Origin of the sequence: Sphingobium sp. SYK-6, from assembly GCF_000283515.1 — a bacterium.
Classification (GTDB): Bacteria; Pseudomonadota; Alphaproteobacteria; order Sphingomonadales; family Sphingomonadaceae; genus Sphingobium; species Sphingobium lignivorans.
Window position 1 is genome coordinate 354096 of sequence record NC_015976.1, and the last position, 15837, is coordinate 369932.

Below are 15837 nucleotides of genomic sequence, written 5' to 3' on the forward strand. Positions count from 1 at the left end.
CGGGAAATGCCTTTCTTCAGACGAAAACGGATTGCGCAGCGTCCGCCCGGCCCGTGAGCCCGGCAAGCGCGAGGAAGAGGCCCAGCGCGATACTCGCGAAGGCCCAGTGGCGGGTGAAGCGCAGCGACGCCTGGCCGATGCGGATGAGCGGGCCGGGCGTGGCGATGAGCAGCGCGCCTTCCAGCAGCGCCAGCCAGCCGATCACCGTGACGATGATCGCCAGCGGATCGACAAGGATGCTGTGAGCGATCGCCAGCGCCGCGCCAATGGCGAAGACAGTGAAGCCCATGACCATCTGCAGTCCCGCGGAGCGGGCGAGATCGTCCAGCATCGCCTGCCAGCGCTGCGGCGCCGCAAGGCCGGAGAGGCCCGCCACGATCATGTAGAGGCCGATTGCCTGCGCCAGGTGCAGGGTCAGGCTGGTCGCCGTGGTCATTGTCCGCCTCCTTGCCTCTCGCTCGGCCGGATCGCGGGCGGGGAAGGAAGGGATGACCGGTGATCCGGCGCGGTCCACTCCCTCCGCCGGTACGAGCCGGTTCAGGTTCGACGGGTCGGATGGCGCTACCCATCCCTCTCAGCCAGTCAGCAGGCTCCCCGGGGAAGGGCCCATGTTATCCTGCTTTGCAGGCGGGGCCAAGCCGTAAACGGGCCGACCCGGGATCGCTCAGAAGGTGTAGGCCAGCCCCAGACCCGCCATCCACTGGTCGCGCGATCCGGCGATGCGCACGACCGGGCTGTCCGCAATGTCGCCAAGCAGGCGGGTATAAGCGAGACCGCCGACCAGCGAGAGGCCGCCGGAGAGATCGCCGGTCAGCGAGACATTGCCTGCTGCGGCGAGCGTCCAGTCCTTCCAGCCGCTGCCCGCGCTGTGGACGGGCAGGGTGCTCGCGGCGCTCTGCTCCGGCGTGATGGAGAAGAAGGTGCGCGCATAATCGTCGTCCACATGATTGGCCGAGGCGGCGAGGATGACGAGGCTCTTCGTGCTGAGCGGCGTCATGTAGCTCAGCGAGGGCGTGATGATCGTGCCGCCATGCGCGCCCGCGACGTCCTTGCGGACAGTGACGGTGGCCGAGAGCCGGTCATAATTGCTGGTGATGAGGCCCCAGCGGCCGATGCCCGCGAAGCCGCCCAGCTCGACCGAATGGCCGACCTTGCCGAGCGCGCGGATGCGCTCGTCATCGATATTCTTCACGCTCGCGCGATTGAAGCCGACCGTGGCGACCGGACCGAGCTGGAAATCCCAGCGCGATCCGCCATCGTTGATGAGATCGAGGCTGAGGCGATTGCCGACATAGAGAAAATTGAGCCCGCCGACCTTGCCGACCGCGCCGGGCACCGGCACGAGGCTCGATCCGCTCGCCCCCTCATATTCCGGGATCAGCGCGCCGCCGAGGCCGACTGTGAGCCGGTCCCCCGCACGGGCCCGGGCGGCCGCACGCTCCTCGGCTGCCTCTGCGGCGTCCGTGGTCTGGGCGAAAGCGGGGAAGGAATGAGCGGCGAGAGCAGCGAGCAGGGCGGGCAGGACATGGAAGAGGCGCAAGTTGAAACTCCGGCATGGGGCTGATGCCATCAACGCAGTAGCCGGCACTTGGCTCCCGCTCCATGTTCGATGCTCGTGCGACGCCCGATTTCGGGGGGCATCGCGGGACGCAATCTGAATGGAGGCCACGAGGCTTCCTGCCTACCTCATCAACTGGATGACGGGAAAGAGGCAGCGATCCCGCTGTCTCCTCGGGTCCGGACCGGCCGCCGCGACGTTCGGGGTGTCCTGCCCCCGGGGGGCAGCGAGAATGGAGAGGAGGTTGCGTCAGGCGACCAGGGTGGTGGATTCCAATTCAGCGTCGGTCTGCTCCACGGCCAGCACGAATGCTGCCAGCTTCCCGGGATCAAGCTGGCCGGCAGTCCGCACCCCGGAACACAGGTCCAGCCCATAGGGTCGAACCTGCCTGATTGCGTCAGCCACGTTCGCGGCGGACAAGCCGCCCGCCAGGAAGACCGGCCTCTGCGTCGCTCGAACGAAGGCCGCACTTATTGCCCAATCGTGGGCGCGACCGGTTCCGCCAAGCTCCGCGACCGGGGCGTTCGGCCGACCCGAATCCAGCAGGAAAGCATGGACATGCGGCGCATAGACCGGGATCAGATCAAGAGCTTCCGGCCCTTCAACATGGATGACCTGAACACGACGCACATGCGGTTCCAGCGCCGCCAGCTTCTCGGATTCCGCCGGATCGATGTGCGAAACAACCTGAACCGTGGACGGGTTGGTGGCTCGTATATGAGCGGAGATCGCTTCGGCGGTCGTCTCGGATGTCAGCAGGAAGGTGGCGACAGGTGGCGGAACGAGCGCCGTTATCTCGGCGATCAGGGCGTCAGCGATAGGACCTGGCCCGGAAGGCATACGCGCCACCAGTCCCAGCGCGTCGGCACCCCCTTCGATTGCGATGCTTGCCTCACCAGGCGAAGCGATGCAGCACACTTTGATCCGCGTCCTCATGAGGAAGGAATATCGCGACGGCAAAGCGGCGGCAATCTGTCACTTTCCCGCAGACGAACAGTATCTTGCCCGCCGTGCTAACGACTATCCGAACCGGGCCCGGTTTGCTGCAGAATGCCGGCGAAAGAGGCCACAAGGCCGTCTCATCCTCGCCACCTGGCCGTCCGCGCGCAAGGGCGCATGGCTCGCGGCGGACCTTCGGACGTGCCCCCGCTTCTATCGCTTCTATCGCATCTATCGCTCGTCCCGCGAGCCGCGATCAGCTGCCGCGGATCGCGCTCAGCTTGCGCTCCCACGCGAGGGCATGTTCGACGATGACCGGCAGGTCCGCATAAGCGGGCACCCAGGGCAGTGTCGCCTTGATCCGGCTGTTGTCGGAAATGAGGGCCGGCGGATCGCCTGCCCGGCGCCCCTCGATCCGGCGCTCGACCTTCATGTTGGTGACGCGGTCCACGGCGTCGAGCACTTCGAGCACCGAGAAGCCCCGGCCATAGCCGCAATTCATGGTGAGGTTGCGCGCCGGCTCGGCCATCAGCGCTTCCAGCGCGAGCACATGCGCGGCGGCGAGATCGCTGACATGGATATAGTCGCGCACGCCCGTCCCGTCCGGCGTCGGGTAATCGGTGCCGAACACGCCGACATGGCTGCGCTTGCCCAGCGCTGCCTCCACCGCGACCTTGATGAGATGCGTGGCGCCGGCCGTGGACTGGCCCGAGCGCCCTTGCGGATCCGCGCCCGCCACGTTGAAATAGCGCAGCGCGCAGAAATTGAGCGGATGGGCCGCCGCCACGTCCCCCAGCATGATCTCGGTCATCAGCTTGGACATGCCATAGGGATTGATCGGCTGTTTCGGGCTGTCCTCGCGCACCGGGCTTTCCTCCGGCACGCCATAGGTCGCTGCGGTGGAGGAGAAGATGAAATGGGGCACGCCCGCGTTCACCGCCGCCTCGATCAGCGCGCGGCTGTTGGCCGTGTTGTTGCGATAATATTTGAGCGGATTCTCGACGGATTCGGGTACGATGATCGAGCCCGCGAAATGCATGATGCCTCGCACGCCATGGGTGCGCAGGACATCCTCCATGAACGCCACGTCGCCGACATCGCCTTCGACGAAGGCGGCCTTCTCATGGACGGCCCAGCGGAAGCCCGTGGTGAGATTGTCCACCACGACCACCGGCCAGCCGCCGTCGACCAGCGCCAGAACGGCATGGCTGCCGATATAGCCGGCGCCGCCGGTGACCAGGATGGTGGGCTTGTCGGTCATGGAAACTCCCTCGCAATGGCGCCGGTGCACTGGCATGGCGCATGTCTCCGCGGAAGGGCCTGCCTTCCCCGGTCAACCCCGTTCAATAGAAGCGCGCGATCAGCGGCACGATGACCATCACGAACAGCAGGATCGAAAGCGCAGCCAGCCAGTGCGGCCGGTTCATGCCGTTTCCGTTCCGCCCGCCGGTCATGTCTCGCCCTTCCGCTGCTTCATTGCCGCCACGGCCTTGCGCACTTCCTGTGAGCGGCCCCGCGGCAGGATCAGGATCTCGTCTCCGGTCGCGATGACGATGAGATTCTGCCCGCCGACCACGGTCACATGCGGGCCGTCGCTGCGGATCAGGCATCCATTGGCCTCGATCGCCTGCGCGGCGCCCTGTACGGCATTGCCGTCGGCATCGCGATCCGCGAGGTCATACAACGCATCCCAGCTTCCCACGTCGGACCAGCCCATGGCGACCGGTACGCAGGCGACCTTCTCGCCCCGCTCCATGACGGCATAATCGATCGAATCGGACGCGCAGAGCGCGAATGCCGCTTCGGAGGGGCGGATCACCTTCCCGTCCCGCTCGGCTTCCGCCATGGACTGGCGGGCCGCCGCGAGCATGTTGGGCTGATAGATCGCGAGCGCATCGAGGAAGGCGCGGGCGCTGAACAGGAAGATGCCGGCATTCCAGACATGGCCGCCCTGCGCGAGCATCGTCTTGGCCCGGTCCAGCGGCGGTTTCTCGATGAAGCGGGAGACCTTGCGTACGCCTTCAGCCAGCTCCTCGCCCAGTGCGATGTACCCGAAGCCCGTCTCGGGCGCATCCGGCTCGATGCCAAAGGTGACGAGCCAGCCCTCGGCGACCAGCGGCCGTGCCCGCTCGATCGCGGCATGGAAAGCCGCGACATCGGTGATGACGTGATCGCTCGGCATCACCAGCATGGCGCTGTCCTGTTCCTCCAGGGCCATTGCCGCAAGTGCGATGGCCGGCGCGGTATTGCGCGCGCAGGGCTCCAGAATGACGGTGATGTCCGGCCCGCCCTGGGCGCGGATGATGTCGGCATGGGCCGCGTTCGCCACGACGAGCGGCGTCTGTGCATCGGCCAGCCCGGCAACGCGCGCCAGCGTCAGCTCGAACATCGTCTGCGGCGCGGTGAGCCCGATGAACTGCTTGGGCTGGGCGGTCCGGCTGACCGGCCAGAGCCGGGTGCCCGAGCCGCCGGAGAGGATCACGGGCGTGACGGGCTGGATCTTGGGCAAGGCTGTCGCTCCTCCGGGCGTCTGGAATTCTCGTGGCCTAGTGGCGCAGGCCCGGTCGCATCGCAAGCCCCGTCAGAAGGCTTCGCTGATCGAACAGGCAGCCGGACCCAGAATGACCACGAACAGTGTCGGCAGGATGAAGAGGATGAGCGGCACAGTCATGATCGCCGGCAGGCGCGCGGCTTTCTCCTCGGCGCGCATCATGCGCTCGTGGCGGAACTCGGCCGAGAGGATTCGCAGCGCGGAGGCCAGCGGCGTGCCGTATTTCTCGGTCTGGATCATGGTCGTCACCACGCCCTTGAGCGCATCCAGCTTCACGCGCGTCGCCAGATTCTCGAAGGCCATGCGCCGCTCGGTGAGGAAGGAGAGCTCGATGGCGGTGAGCTGGAACTCCTCGCCCAGCTCGGGATAGGCCGCGCCCAGCTCCCGCGCGACGCGCGCGAAAGCGGCGTCCACGGTCAGCCCCGCCTCGGCGCAGATGACGAGCAGGTCCAGCGCATCGGGTATGCCCTTGCGGATCGCCTGCGAGCGCTTGGTGACCATATTGTCGACATAAAGGTCCGGCGCCTTGTAGCTCAGGAGCAGCGCGCCCGCGAACATGCCGAACTTCTTCATGGCGCCCCAGTGCGGCCAGAGATCGACCCCGTAGATGAGCAGGGCCGCCATGCCGCCCACCACGATCGGCAGCACGAGCCGGCCGAAGATGATGGCGATGGCCCAGTCCTTGGAGCGGATGCCGGCCTGCGCCAGCTTCACTTGCGCCACCTTGAGCTGGTCGTCCTGCAGCACCTTGAGCGACGACAGGAAGGTCCGCATCCGGTCCGTCGTGTCGTTCTGGTGAACGATCTTCGCGCGCCGCTTGCCGGTCGAGGCAGTGATGCCCGCCTTCAGTTGCTCGCGCCGGTCGTTGAGCGCCTTCACGCGCCGGTTCATCGGGTTGCGCACTGTCGAGGCGGCATAAAGCGCGACCAGCACGGCGAGTGTCGCCAGCGCCGCGAGCAGCGTGCCGACATCGGCTGCGGTCAGTCCCATCAGGGTGGCGCCGGTGGATGACATGGTCCCTGGAGCTCCCTAGATCTCGAAATTGATCATCTTGGACATGATGAACACGCCGATGCCCATCCAGCACATGCCGCCCAGCCCGACGAGCTGCATGAGGCTCAGCCCGAAGAGACCGCCGGGATCGCCGTTGAAGAAGGGCGTCATATATTTGAAGTTGATCCAGCTGATGAGGCCGAACACGAGGAAAGGCAGCGCGCCGATGATATAGGCCGAGGCCTTGGATTCGGACGACATCGCCCGGATCTTGAGCTTCATCTGCGCGCGCTGTCGCAGCACGGAGCCGAGATTGGCCAGCGTCTCGGCGAGATTGCCGCCCGTTTCCCGCTGGATGTTGAGCGTGATGCAGAAGAACTGGAATTCCGGCGTGCCGAGCCGCGCCGCGGTTTCCTGCAGCGACTGGTCCATGGACTTGCCGATCTTGATCCGCTCGGTGATCATCTTGAATTCCTCGCCCACGGGCCCGGGAATTTCCTGGCTCACCACCGTCATCGTCTCGCTGACCGGCAGGCCCGAGCGCAGGCCTCTCACCAGCAGGTCCAGCGCATCCGGGAAATTGGCGGTGAACTTGTCGATCCGCTTCGCGATCAGCTTGCCGATCACCCAGTGCGGCAGGCCGAAGCCGGTCGCCATCGCCAGCAGCAGGGCCGGCACGAAGGAAAAGCCGCGCAGCAGCAGGAGGGCGAAGACCGTGATGGCCAGCCCGACGCAGACCATCATATACTGGCTGAGCCTCCATTTCCGGCCGGTCATGGCCAGCCGCTTGGTGAGCTGCTCGGGCCGGGGGACAAGCGAGGTGAGGAGCTTGTGCTTCTCCTGCTGGGTGGAGGCGATCGCCTTGCGCATGCGCGCCTCGATCTGGTTGCCGTCATTGCCGGTGTGGCGCCCGCGGATCGCGGCCATGCGGCGCGCGCGCGCGCGCTCGGGCGACGGTCCGGAAAAGGCGAAGAACAGCATGGCGAGCATCGCCACCATGAGCAGGATCAGCAGGAGGAACCGTGCGTCCATCATCATCCCGTTCAATGACCGGGCGCGAAGTCAGCGCCGCGGCGATCCATCACCCCGAAACCAGGTCCGCACTGGCCGGGCCCTTTGCCTTGCCCTGCCGGGGCAGCTTGCCTTCCAGCAGGCGGCTGATGAGCGAGCCGCCGGCCGCCTTGCCGGCGCCCTTGCTGTCCGCCGGATCGACCGAACCGCCGCTGGTCGCAATCGTCCTGCCGAGCTGCGCGAGACCCTGGCCGAGCTTGCTGGCGCGGCCGCTTTCAGCGACCGTCTTGCCCAGCTTGGCGGCCTGCGCGGTCACCTTGGAATCATAGGGCAGGACGAGGTCGATCGGCCGCTCGATCGAATGTTCGAAATCCTTGCGCGCGATCTCCACCACGCCCGGCTGCGCCTTGTTGGCGACCACCATCACATGGCTTTGCGGCGCATTGGACTTGAGCCAGGAGAGGATGCGGATCGTGTCGCGGGCGGATGCGAGCGTGAACTCCGTCACCACGATCACCACGTTCGATTCGTGCACCAGATGCGGGTGCTGGATCAGCATCGAGCGCGGCAGGTCCACGAATGTCCATTCGAAGGCGCTGCGAAGCTCTTCCTCCAGCTGATGATAGGCAGAGCCGTCCGTGATGAGCGGCTGGCTGATCGGCGCCTCGGCGGAGAGGAGCGCGAGCGTCTCGCTGGCCCGCACCATGGCGCGCTCGATGAAGAGCCCGTCGATGCGGCTTGGATTCTCGACCGCGTCGGTAAGGCCGCGGCCGGGCTCCAGATCCATCGCGAGCGCCCCGGTGCCGAAATGCACGTCGAGGTCGAGCAATGCGGTGGGGCTCTTGCCCTTGGCGCTGCTGAGATAAGCGAGCGAGGTCGCGATCGTGGAGGCGCCTACGCCGCCCCGGGTGCCGATGACGCTGACCAGCACGTGCGGCCGATCATCGCCGATGTCGGCCTTGGGCGCCAGGAAGACGGCGTGCGCGCCGGCCAGGGCATCGCGCAGCGTGTCGGCGGACAGCGGCTTGAGCAGATAGTCCTGGATGCCGCTCGCGATGAGATCGCGATACAGGCGCACGTCGTTCACTTGCCCGCTCGCGATCACCACGGTGCCGGGCTCGCAGACTTCCGCAAGGCTGTTGATGTCGTTCAGCGGATCGCCGGATTCGGAGAGGTCGACGAACAGGACATTCGGGCTCGCCGACATGGAGAGCGACTGCACGGCATTGCGCAGGCCGCCCTTGTAGACCTTCTCGACCGGCCAGCCCAATTCCTGGACCACGGCGCGAATAAGATCGAGGCTGTGATCGTCGCACACATAGGCATGAAAGGGGTCGCGTCCATGGGGGCCGCCGGGTTTCCACGGTGCGTTCATCTCACTTGCCTCCCGCCGACATGGCCTGAAGTCCGCCGGCGCCGGTGGGCGCCTTTTCCTGATAGGCCTTGATCGCCTTGCCGCTCACGCCGTTGGTGGGATCGATGTCCGAGGCGCGTCCCTCGACGAGGTCGCGCGGATCGGCCACCATCGCGGCGAGATTGGAGGCCGCGGCGCAGCCATAATTGTCGCTGAGGCCGCCGACGAAATCGGCTTCCGCCTTGTCCCGCCAGCTCGGGCAGCCCGGCACGCTTGCCGTCGAGCGGCTGACCACGACGCGCACGCCGCCTGCCGGCGCTTCCCCGGCCGTGACCGGCGCATCGCCTTCCACCAGCAGCCCATAGCGCCCGACGACCTCGCCCACGGCATCGCGCAGGGCCAGCGATCCGCCGGCGCTGGCCAGCGAGACATGATCGCCATAGCCCAGGCGCAGCGCGCTGAACCAGGCGTTGAGGCGGCTGCGGTCAGCCGAACCCAGGGTGCCGTCGCTCTCGCCCGTCACGTCGAAGACGAAGTCGGTGCGCTCGACCACCGGCTGATGCGCCGATTCGACGCCGCGCTCGGCCTTGCGGGCCGTTGCCGGCGTGGCCACCAGCACAGGCGCGATGACAAGGCAGAGCGCCAGCGCACGGGCGGCGGGCCTGAAGAAGAAGCTCGTCTTTTCCATCCTGCGTATCTTCCCTTGTCAGAAGCTGAAACCGGGCGCGGCCTGGCCCTTGTTCGACCGGGCGGCATTGCCGACCTTGTCCGGCGTCACGGTGGTCGGCTGCGCCGCCTTGGGCGCGGGCCGGCTGGCACCGGTCTCGCCGGCATGGATCTGGCCGCCGAGGATGCGCTGGCCGTCGTCGGCATTGCGATAGCCATCGGTCGGCAGCACGATCTGGCGCGCATCCACCGGCTTCACCAGATACGGCGTCACGACGATGACCAGCTCCGTCTCCTGGCGGCGATAGCCCTGCGACTTGAACAGGTTGCCGATGATCGGCAGGTCGCCGAGGAACGGCGCCTTCTCGATGGTGTTGCCGCTGGAGCTGGACAGCAGGCCGCCGATCATGAAGCTCTGGCCCGAGCCGAGTTCCACGGTCGTCTCCGCCCGGCGGGTGGAGATGCCGGGGATGGTGAAGCCGTTGAGGCGCACTGCCGAACCATTGTCGAGCTGCGACACCTCCGGACGGACGCGCATCGAGATGCGGCCGTCGGCGAGGACCGTCGGCGTGAAGGCAAGGCTGACGCCATATTGCTTGTACTCGACCGAAACCTGACCCAGCGTCGTCGAGAGCGGAATGGGAATTTCGCCACCGGCCAGGAAGCTCGCCGTCTCGCCGGAGAGCGCGGTCAGGTTGGGATTGGCCAGCGTGGAGGCGAGCCCCTGCGTTTCCGCCAGGTCGAGCGCGCCGAGCACGTCGAGGCCGAACAGCCGGCCCTCGCCGAACAGCGACGTGCCGCTGGTGCCCGGCGTCACGGCCGTCGCGCCTTCCGACACTTTACTGCCGACCAGCAGCGGGCCGCCCATGGTCCATTGCGGATAGAATTCCCGGCCTTGCCCGACCCCGAACTTGAAGCCGCCGGTCGCGTCGGCGGTGGCGAGGTTGAAGCCGATATTCTTGGAGAGGCTCTTGTTCACCTCGGCGATGCGGACCTGCAGGTTGACCTGCAGCGGCGTCGCGGTCTTGAGGCGGCTGACGACATTGGTCTCCTTGCCCGAGAAGGCCTGGACGAGGCGCTCGACCTCGGCTGCGTCTTCCGGCGCGCCGACCGTGCCGGTCAGCAGCACCAGCCCGTTCATCGTGCTCACCTGGACATTGGCGTCCGGCATGGCGAGGCGCAGCATCTGGTCGATGCTGGTGATGTTGTTGCCCACGCGGACCGCATTGGCATAGAGCATCTTGCCATTGCCCGAGGTCACGAAGATGTTGGTCTCGCCCGGTGCCTTGGCGATCAGGTAGATCTGGCGCTGGGAGCGCACATGGACGTCCAGCACATTGGGATTGGCAATCACCACGTCGGTGAGGCTGTCGGGCAGGTTGACCACCCGGCTCTCGCCCACGGCGAGCAGCAGGGCGCCGTTTTCCTGCGGCGCGGCACCGGCGGCGAGCAGCCCCGGCGGGGCAAGCACGGCGCTGGACGCAATGGCGAGCGCGGCGGCGAGAGCGCCGGCCGCGACGCGCGCCAGCGATGGCTGGAGGACATGGCTCATCTTCACTTGCTCCCGACCTCGACGGTAGTGACGCTGCCGCCCCGCGCCACGCGCACGACCGGCCCCGAGCCGCTGCCCCCGCCCGCGGCGACCACGGCCGGCGCATTGGGGTCGACGGGCTTGCCGGGCACGCTGCTGCGCTGGTAGCGCGAGACATCCGCGCCGGTGGAATAGGACGAGCGGCGGTCGGACGGGCTGCGCGCCAGTGCGGCGATCATCGCCTTCTCGCCCTTCTCGTCGCCCGCGCCGGACGCATCGATGTCCCCGGAGGCGAGCGCCTCCTCAAGTTCCTGATTGTTGTCCGCGATCGAGCGCAGCGAGAGCGTGATGGCGCCGACGGTCTGCGCCACGCTGATCTTCTCCGCCATGCGCGGGGTGACTTCGAGCGTGACGTTGGAGAATGTCTGGACGACCGGCTGGCCATCCTCGCCCACCGCATTGGTGCGCTGGTCAGTGGCGAGCACGCGCAGATTGCGCAGGATCGTCTCGGCGACCTTGAGCGGCTCGCCTTCGCCGCCACCCACGACGCTCTGCGTGAGCATCAGATCCACCCGGTCGCCGGGGAACACGAAGCCCGCGACGCTGCTCTGCACGGAAACCGGCACGGTCACGGCACGCATGCCCGGCCCGAGCGCGGCGGCGAGGAAGCCGCGGTCGCCGGCCTTGATGAGCGAGCCCTGCGTGACGGGCTGGCCCGCGGCGATCGCCGTGCGCACCACGGCGCCGGCCAGCTTCGCCTCGTCGGCCTTGCCCTGGATGAAATAGGCTTCCTCGACCAGCTCCTTGGGCCAGGGCTGGTAGCGATAGGCATCCGGCCCCATGATCGTGCCGACGGGCAGCGACTTGGTCGCGACCAGCACATGGGGCATGTCAGCAGGATTGGGCATTGCGGCCGCCGTCGCGCTGGGCGCACCGCCGCCGCCTCCGCCGCTGAACATGGAGCGTGCGAGGAATGCCGTCGTCACCGCAATGATGAGGGCACCCGCCAGCAGCGCGATCTTCCTGGGTTCCATGTAGACAACCGCCTCCGATCGATGGGACCACGAGTCCCGGTCGCATTCATTATTAAGTCAAAGGGTTAAGATAGCGTTCGCCCATTACCCACAGCCCGGCGAGCGCGATGGCGACGCCATAGGGGATTTCCGGCCGGCCGATCCTGCGGCTCATCCGGTGATGGACGACCGTCGCGAGCGTCACCACGCCGCCGATCAGCGCCATCACCACGATGAGCAGAGACATGGCCTGAAGCGGCAGCCACAGCGCGATCGCGGCGAGCATCTTCACGTCGCCGCCGCCCATCATCCCGAGCGAGAACAGGACGGCGAAGAGCACGAAGACCGTCAGCGCCAGAGCGATCTGGAGGACCACGTCCGGATAGAGCGCAAGGCCATTGGCCCACCACCAGAGAGGCGCCAGCAGCGCGATGCCGAGATTGAGGCGATTGGAGATGATGCGGCTGCGCAGGTCCGTCGCCGCGCCCCACAGCAGGAGCAGCGCCAGAGCCGCGCTCAGCAAAGAAGAAGCCCACACCCCCAACATACCGGATTATGCCTAGACGTTGCGCCTTACCAAATCGTAACCAGCCCCCCATGCCCGCCCCCTCGCTCTCCCCGCTCTCGTCCGATCCCGCGGTCCTGTCCGCATGCTGACGACCGACATCCTCATCGTCGGCGGGGGCATGGCCGGGTTCAGCATGGCCGCGACTCTCGCGCCGCATGCCGGGGTCATCCTGATCGAGCAGGAGTCGCAGCCGGGCTATCACGCTTCCGGGCGCTCGGTGGCCTTCTGGGAAGAGAGCTATGGCGGGCCGGGCGTACAGCCGCTCACCAGCGCCAGCGGCCCGCTGCTGCGCGCGCCGGACCCGGCCTTTTCCGAGACGTCCTTCCTGGGGCCGCGCAGCGCCATTCACATCGGCAAGGCCGATGATGACGGGCTCGCAGAGGGCATGCTGGCGGCCTTCGCCGGGAGCGGCGTGACGTTCGAGCGGGTCGACCGGGCCGCCATGCTCCGGGCCCTGCCGGGCCTGCGCGAGCCCTGGGTCGTGGGCGTCGCCGAGCCCTCCTGCCGGGACATCGACGCAGCCGGCCTGCTCGGCGCCTATCGCCGCGCGGCGATTCGCGCGGGCACCCGCGTGCAGCTCTCGACCGCCTTTGCGGCCGCGCGCCGGGAAGGGCCGGGATGGCAGGTCGAGACGAGCAGCGGAACCATCGCCTGCGGCATGATCGTCAACGCGGCGGGGGCATGGGCGGACGATGTCGCCCGGCGCGCCGGGCTGGGGCCACTGGCCATCAAGCCCTATCGCCGCACGGTCGTGCAGCTTCGCTGTCCCGAGGCGCCGGCGCATTTCCCGCTGATCGCGGATCTGGGCGGCGGCTTCTACTTCAAGTCGGAAGGCGCGGGCCGGCTCTGGCTTTCCCCGCATGACGAGACGCCCGATGTCCCGCGCGACGTGGCGCCTGAGGAACTGGATGTCGCCATCGCGATCGACCGCTTCTGCGCGGTCGTCGACTGGCGGATCGCGGCCGTCGAGCACAAATGGGCCGGCCTGCGCAGCTTCGCGCCGGACCGGCTGCCGGTCTATGGCTTCGACCCGCGCACGGAGGGTTTCTTCTGGTTCGCGGGGCAGGGCGGCTTCGGCATCCAGACCGCGCCGGCCGCGGCCCTGATCGGTGGCGCCCTGGCGCTTGGCCAGCCGCTTCCGCCCGCCGTGGCATCGATCGACGCGACGGCCTACGCGCCGGGACGGCTCATCCCATCCTGACAGGAAGAGAGCAGCGGCGGCGCGCCGGGCGCCGCCTGCCGTGCCTTATTTCAGCGTATCGAGATAAGCGATGATGTCGGCGCGGTTCTTGTCGTTGGCGACGCCGGCGAATGCCATCTTGGTGCCGGGCACCACTTTCATCGGAGCGCGCAGATAATCGGAGAGAGTGGCGTTGGTCCACACCTTCCCACTGGCCTTCATCGCCGGGGAATAATTGAAGTCGGGCAGGGACGCGGCCTTGCGCCCGACCACGCCATGCAGCGAGGGCCCGAGGCCGTGCTTGCCCGGTTCGAGCGCGTGGCAGATCTTGCACTGGGCATAGAGCTTCGCGCCATTGGCTGCGTCTCCGCCAGCGGCGGTCTCCACCGGGGCAGCCGGCGTGGGCTCGGGTGCGGCCGGCGCAGCGGCAGCGGCCGGCGTGGCGGTGGCGGCCGGAGTCGGCTGGGCTTCGGGCTGCGTCACATTGGCAGGCGCGGGCTCGCCAGCGACATTGTCGGGCGCTTCGCTGACCGGGGCGTCAGGCACGGCCACGGCATTGCCGGCCGGTTCCGGCTGGCTGCCGCAGGCGGCGAGAAAGAGAAGCAGTCCCATGCTGATGGCGCCGGACGCGAGTCCAGCGTCGGTCCGACCTGGCCGACGAAGCTTGCCCACTTGATCACTCCCTGACTGTTCTGTCGTTCCCGTTGCCTTGCGGCAAACGGCGATCCTCTGCGCCGGGACGCGGACATCGTCAACTGGCAATCACCGCCCGGAGAAGCGTCCCGAAGCCGGGCGACCGCGCGGTTCCGCGTGACGAGGGCAGTTGACAGGGACCGGCAAAGATGTCGATGAACGGCCAACCAGCCGCGATCACCGGATGGAAGGGGCCGAGATTGAACGAGACGGGTGAGACTCTCCTGGAGGAGCCGGACGCCATGCCGAAACTGGACGGTACGACCAGGCTCGACCGGGAATATGGCTTCACTTACCGGATCATCCTGATTGCCCGGCGCTACCGGGCCCTGCTGGACGAGCAGCTGCGCCCGCTCGGCTACGGCACGGCGCGCATGGAAGCGCTGTCCACCATCGCCCGCTCCAGGGAGCCGAGCGCGCAGATCTCCATCGCCAAGCGCATCGGCATCGAAGGCCCGACGCTGACCCGGATGCTCGACACGCTCGAGGCGGACGGGCTGGTGGTCCGGCGGCAGGACCCCAATGACCGCCGCACCAAGCTCATCGAGCTGACCGCCGATGGCGAGAAGGCGCTCGAGGAGATCATGGAAGTCGCCAATGCTTTCCGGGCCAGCGTGCTGGAGGCGCTCAGCGACGATGAACTCGATCAGGCGAACGGCGTTACCGACAAGCTGATGCGACTGCTCTGCGAGGGCGCGGAACGCTGAAGGCCGGTTCGGCCGGGCGCGCGAAACGGGCCCGGGCGGTGCTGGACTTCGCCCGGCGGCCCATATAGTTGCAGAGCGAATGATCTGCGGGAGGATGCGGGAATGACGGACGGCGCGGGAACGGTTGCGGGCGCATTGCCCCGCATCGTGCATCTCGACAGGATGACGATGGGCGGTTTCGAGATTCCGCGCCCGGACTTCCCCCATGAGTGGATCGCCCATGAGTTCACCGAGCCGGACGAGGTCGTCCAGCGCCTGCAGGGCGCGCAGGTCGCGGTCATCAACAAGGTCCGCATGGACGCGGCCACGCTTGCGCAACTGCCGGACCTGAAACTGATCGCCGTCACCGCGACGGGCACCGACGTGGTCGACAGCGCGGCCGCGCAGGCGCAGGGCATCGCAGTGCGCAATGTCGTCGGCTATGCCGGGACCTCGGTCGCCGAGCATGTCATCATGCTCATCTTCGCCCTGACGCGCGGGCTCGTGCCGTTCCGCGATTCGGTGATCGACGGGCGCTGGGAGAGCGGCAAGGCCTTCTGCGTGTTCGCAGCGCCGGTGCGGGATCTGGCGGGGCAGCGGCTCGGCCTGTTCGGCAGCGGCGCCATCGCGCAGGCCGTCGCCGAACGCGCGCGGGCGCTCGGCATGGAGGTCGTCTTCGCCGGACGCAAGGGGCAGGCCCCGGCGGAGGGCAGGCTGGCTTTCGAGGAGGTGCTGGCGACAAGCGACATCATCAGCCTGCATTGCCCGCTGACCGACGAGACCCGGCACATGCTGAACGCGGACAGCCTCGCCACGATGAAGCAGGGGGCGCTCATCATCAACACCGCGCGCGGCGCGCTCATCGATCTCGATGCGCTGGAAGCCGCGCTGGAGGCGGGGCGGATCGGCGGCGCGGGCATCGATGTCGCGCCGGTCGAGCCGCCGCCGCCGGGCAGCCCGATCCTGCGCCTCGCGCGCCGCAGCGACGTGATCGTGACGCCGCATGCTGCCTGGCTCAGCACGCAGGCCGTGCAGGACCTCGCCCGGCGCACCGGCGAGAACATCGCGACCTTCCTCGCCGGCCGATGAACGGC

The 15837-nt window shown here is 67.7% G+C and carries 16 protein-coding genes and 1 riboswitch; of the genes, 3 read left to right on the forward strand and 13 right to left on the reverse strand.

Annotated elements, in window-relative coordinates:
• Positions 1–16: 16 nt before the first annotated feature.
• The 12 genes from SLG_RS01710 to SLG_RS01765 all read right to left on the reverse strand — a co-directional run bounded on the left by SLG_RS01710 (position 17) and on the right by SLG_RS01765 (position 12163).
• Positions 17–436 (reverse strand): DUF2065 domain-containing protein, encoded by a 420-nt coding sequence (locus SLG_RS01710; RefSeq protein WP_014074675.1) that lies wholly within the window; start codon positions 434–436, stop codon positions 17–19.
• A gap of 61 nt (positions 437–497) precedes the next feature.
• A riboswitch (TPP riboswitch) is annotated at positions 498–607 on the reverse strand.
• A 57-nt stretch (positions 608–664) separates the two neighbouring features.
• On the reverse strand, positions 665–1540 hold the full coding sequence (locus SLG_RS01715; protein ID WP_014074676.1) for a MipA/OmpV family protein: 876 nt from the start codon (positions 1538–1540) through the stop codon (positions 665–667).
• Positions 1541–1807: 267 nt separating this feature from the next.
• Positions 1808–2494 (reverse strand): phosphoribosylanthranilate isomerase, encoded by a 687-nt coding sequence (locus SLG_RS01720; RefSeq protein WP_014074677.1) that lies wholly within the window; start codon positions 2492–2494, stop codon positions 1808–1810.
• A 259-nt stretch (positions 2495–2753) separates the two neighbouring features.
• Entirely contained in the window at positions 2754–3758 is a 1005-nt protein-coding gene (gene galE / locus SLG_RS01725; protein ID WP_014074678.1) for a UDP-glucose 4-epimerase GalE, read from the reverse strand.
• A gap of 189 nt (positions 3759–3947) precedes the next feature.
• Positions 3948–5006 carry a mannose-1-phosphate guanylyltransferase/mannose-6-phosphate isomerase gene (locus tag SLG_RS01730; protein WP_014074679.1) on the reverse strand — a complete coding sequence of 353 codons (1059 nt, stop codon included), beginning with the start codon at positions 5004–5006 and terminating at the stop codon, positions 3948–3950.
• A gap of 72 nt (positions 5007–5078) precedes the next feature.
• Positions 5079–6062: a type II secretion system F family protein gene (locus tag SLG_RS01735; RefSeq protein ID WP_014074680.1), complete on the reverse strand. Its 984-nt coding sequence runs from the start codon at positions 6060–6062 to the stop codon at positions 5079–5081.
• Positions 6063–6077: 15 nt separating this feature from the next.
• The gene (locus SLG_RS01740; protein ID WP_041392382.1) at positions 6078–7073 is read right to left on the reverse strand and encodes a type II secretion system F family protein; all 996 of its coding nucleotides are present in this window, start codon (positions 7071–7073) and stop codon (positions 6078–6080) included.
• Positions 7074–7122: 49 nt separating this feature from the next.
• Positions 7123–8427: a pilus assembly protein CpaE gene (locus tag SLG_RS01745; protein ID WP_014074682.1), complete on the reverse strand. Its 1305-nt coding sequence runs from the start codon at positions 8425–8427 to the stop codon at positions 7123–7125.
• 1 nt (position 8428) lies between these two features.
• A complete protein-coding gene (locus SLG_RS01750) occupies positions 8429–9094 on the reverse strand; it encodes a CpaD family pilus assembly protein (RefSeq protein WP_014074683.1) in 666 nt (221 codons plus the stop codon).
• Between the two features lie 18 nt (positions 9095–9112).
• Positions 9113–10624 (reverse strand): type II and III secretion system protein family protein, encoded by a 1512-nt coding sequence (locus tag SLG_RS01755; protein ID WP_014074684.1) that lies wholly within the window; start codon positions 10622–10624, stop codon positions 9113–9115.
• Between the two features lie 2 nt (positions 10625–10626).
• Complete coding sequence (cpaB, locus tag SLG_RS01760) at positions 10627–11637, reverse strand: Flp pilus assembly protein CpaB (protein ID WP_014074685.1); 1011 nt, start codon at positions 11635–11637, stop codon at positions 10627–10629.
• Between the two features lie 52 nt (positions 11638–11689).
• On the reverse strand, positions 11690–12163 hold the full coding sequence (locus SLG_RS01765; protein WP_014074686.1) for an A24 family peptidase: 474 nt from the start codon (positions 12161–12163) through the stop codon (positions 11690–11692).
• A gap of 103 nt (positions 12164–12266) precedes the next feature.
• Between SLG_RS01765 and SLG_RS01770 the strand changes: the two genes are divergently transcribed.
• On the forward strand, positions 12267–13385 hold the full coding sequence (locus tag SLG_RS01770) for an NAD(P)/FAD-dependent oxidoreductase (protein WP_014074687.1): 1119 nt from the start codon (positions 12267–12269) through the stop codon (positions 13383–13385).
• A 45-nt stretch (positions 13386–13430) separates the two neighbouring features.
• Here SLG_RS01770 and SLG_RS01775 read toward each other — a convergent pair whose 3' ends face one another.
• Positions 13431–13976: a c-type cytochrome gene (locus SLG_RS01775; RefSeq protein ID WP_014074688.1), complete on the reverse strand. Its 546-nt coding sequence runs from the start codon at positions 13974–13976 to the stop codon at positions 13431–13433.
• Between the two features lie 236 nt (positions 13977–14212).
• On the opposite strand from SLG_RS01775, the gene SLG_RS01780 reads away from it, so the two are divergent.
• Together SLG_RS01780 and SLG_RS01785 are read left to right on the forward strand one after the other, a co-directional pair.
• On the forward strand, positions 14213–14764 hold the full coding sequence (locus SLG_RS01780; RefSeq protein WP_158512659.1) for a MarR family winged helix-turn-helix transcriptional regulator: 552 nt from the start codon (positions 14213–14215) through the stop codon (positions 14762–14764).
• A gap of 102 nt (positions 14765–14866) precedes the next feature.
• Positions 14867–15832 (forward strand): NAD(P)-dependent oxidoreductase, encoded by a 966-nt coding sequence (locus SLG_RS01785; protein WP_014074690.1) that lies wholly within the window; start codon positions 14867–14869, stop codon positions 15830–15832.
• Positions 15833–15837 lie beyond the last annotated feature (5 nt).

Coding starts and splice junctions, on each gene's coding strand:
- SLG_RS01710 (WP_014074675.1), bottom strand. CDS start 436: ATGACCACGGCGACCAGCCTGACCCTGCACCTGGCGCAGGCAATCGGC.
- cpaB (WP_014074685.1), bottom strand. CDS start 11,637: ATGGAACCCAGGAAGATCGCGCTGCTGGCGGGTGCCCTCATCATTGCG.
- SLG_RS01740 (WP_041392382.1), bottom strand. CDS start 7,073: ATGGACGCACGGTTCCTCCTGCTGATCCTGCTCATGGTGGCGATGCTC.
- SLG_RS01755 (WP_014074684.1), bottom strand. CDS start 10,624: ATGAGCCATGTCCTCCAGCCATCGCTGGCGCGCGTCGCGGCCGGCGCT.
- galE (WP_014074678.1), bottom strand. CDS start 3,758: ATGACCGACAAGCCCACCATCCTGGTCACCGGCGGCGCCGGCTATATC.
- SLG_RS01750 (WP_014074683.1), bottom strand. CDS start 9,094: ATGGAAAAGACGAGCTTCTTCTTCAGGCCCGCCGCCCGTGCGCTGGCG.
- SLG_RS01765 (WP_014074686.1), bottom strand. CDS start 12,163: ATGTTGGGGGTGTGGGCTTCTTCTTTGCTGAGCGCGGCTCTGGCGCTG.
- SLG_RS01780 (WP_158512659.1), top strand. CDS start 14,213: ATGAACGGCCAACCAGCCGCGATCACCGGATGGAAGGGGCCGAGATTG.
- SLG_RS01720 (WP_014074677.1), bottom strand. CDS start 2,494: ATGAGGACGCGGATCAAAGTGTGCTGCATCGCTTCGCCTGGTGAGGCA.
- SLG_RS01785 (WP_014074690.1), top strand. CDS start 14,867: ATGACGGACGGCGCGGGAACGGTTGCGGGCGCATTGCCCCGCATCGTG.
- SLG_RS01775 (WP_014074688.1), bottom strand. CDS start 13,976: ATGGGACTGCTTCTCTTTCTCGCCGCCTGCGGCAGCCAGCCGGAACCG.
- SLG_RS01770 (WP_014074687.1), top strand. CDS start 12,267: ATGCTGACGACCGACATCCTCATCGTCGGCGGGGGCATGGCCGGGTTC.
- SLG_RS01745 (WP_014074682.1), bottom strand. CDS start 8,427: ATGAACGCACCGTGGAAACCCGGCGGCCCCCATGGACGCGACCCCTTT.
- SLG_RS01735 (WP_014074680.1), bottom strand. CDS start 6,062: ATGTCATCCACCGGCGCCACCCTGATGGGACTGACCGCAGCCGATGTC.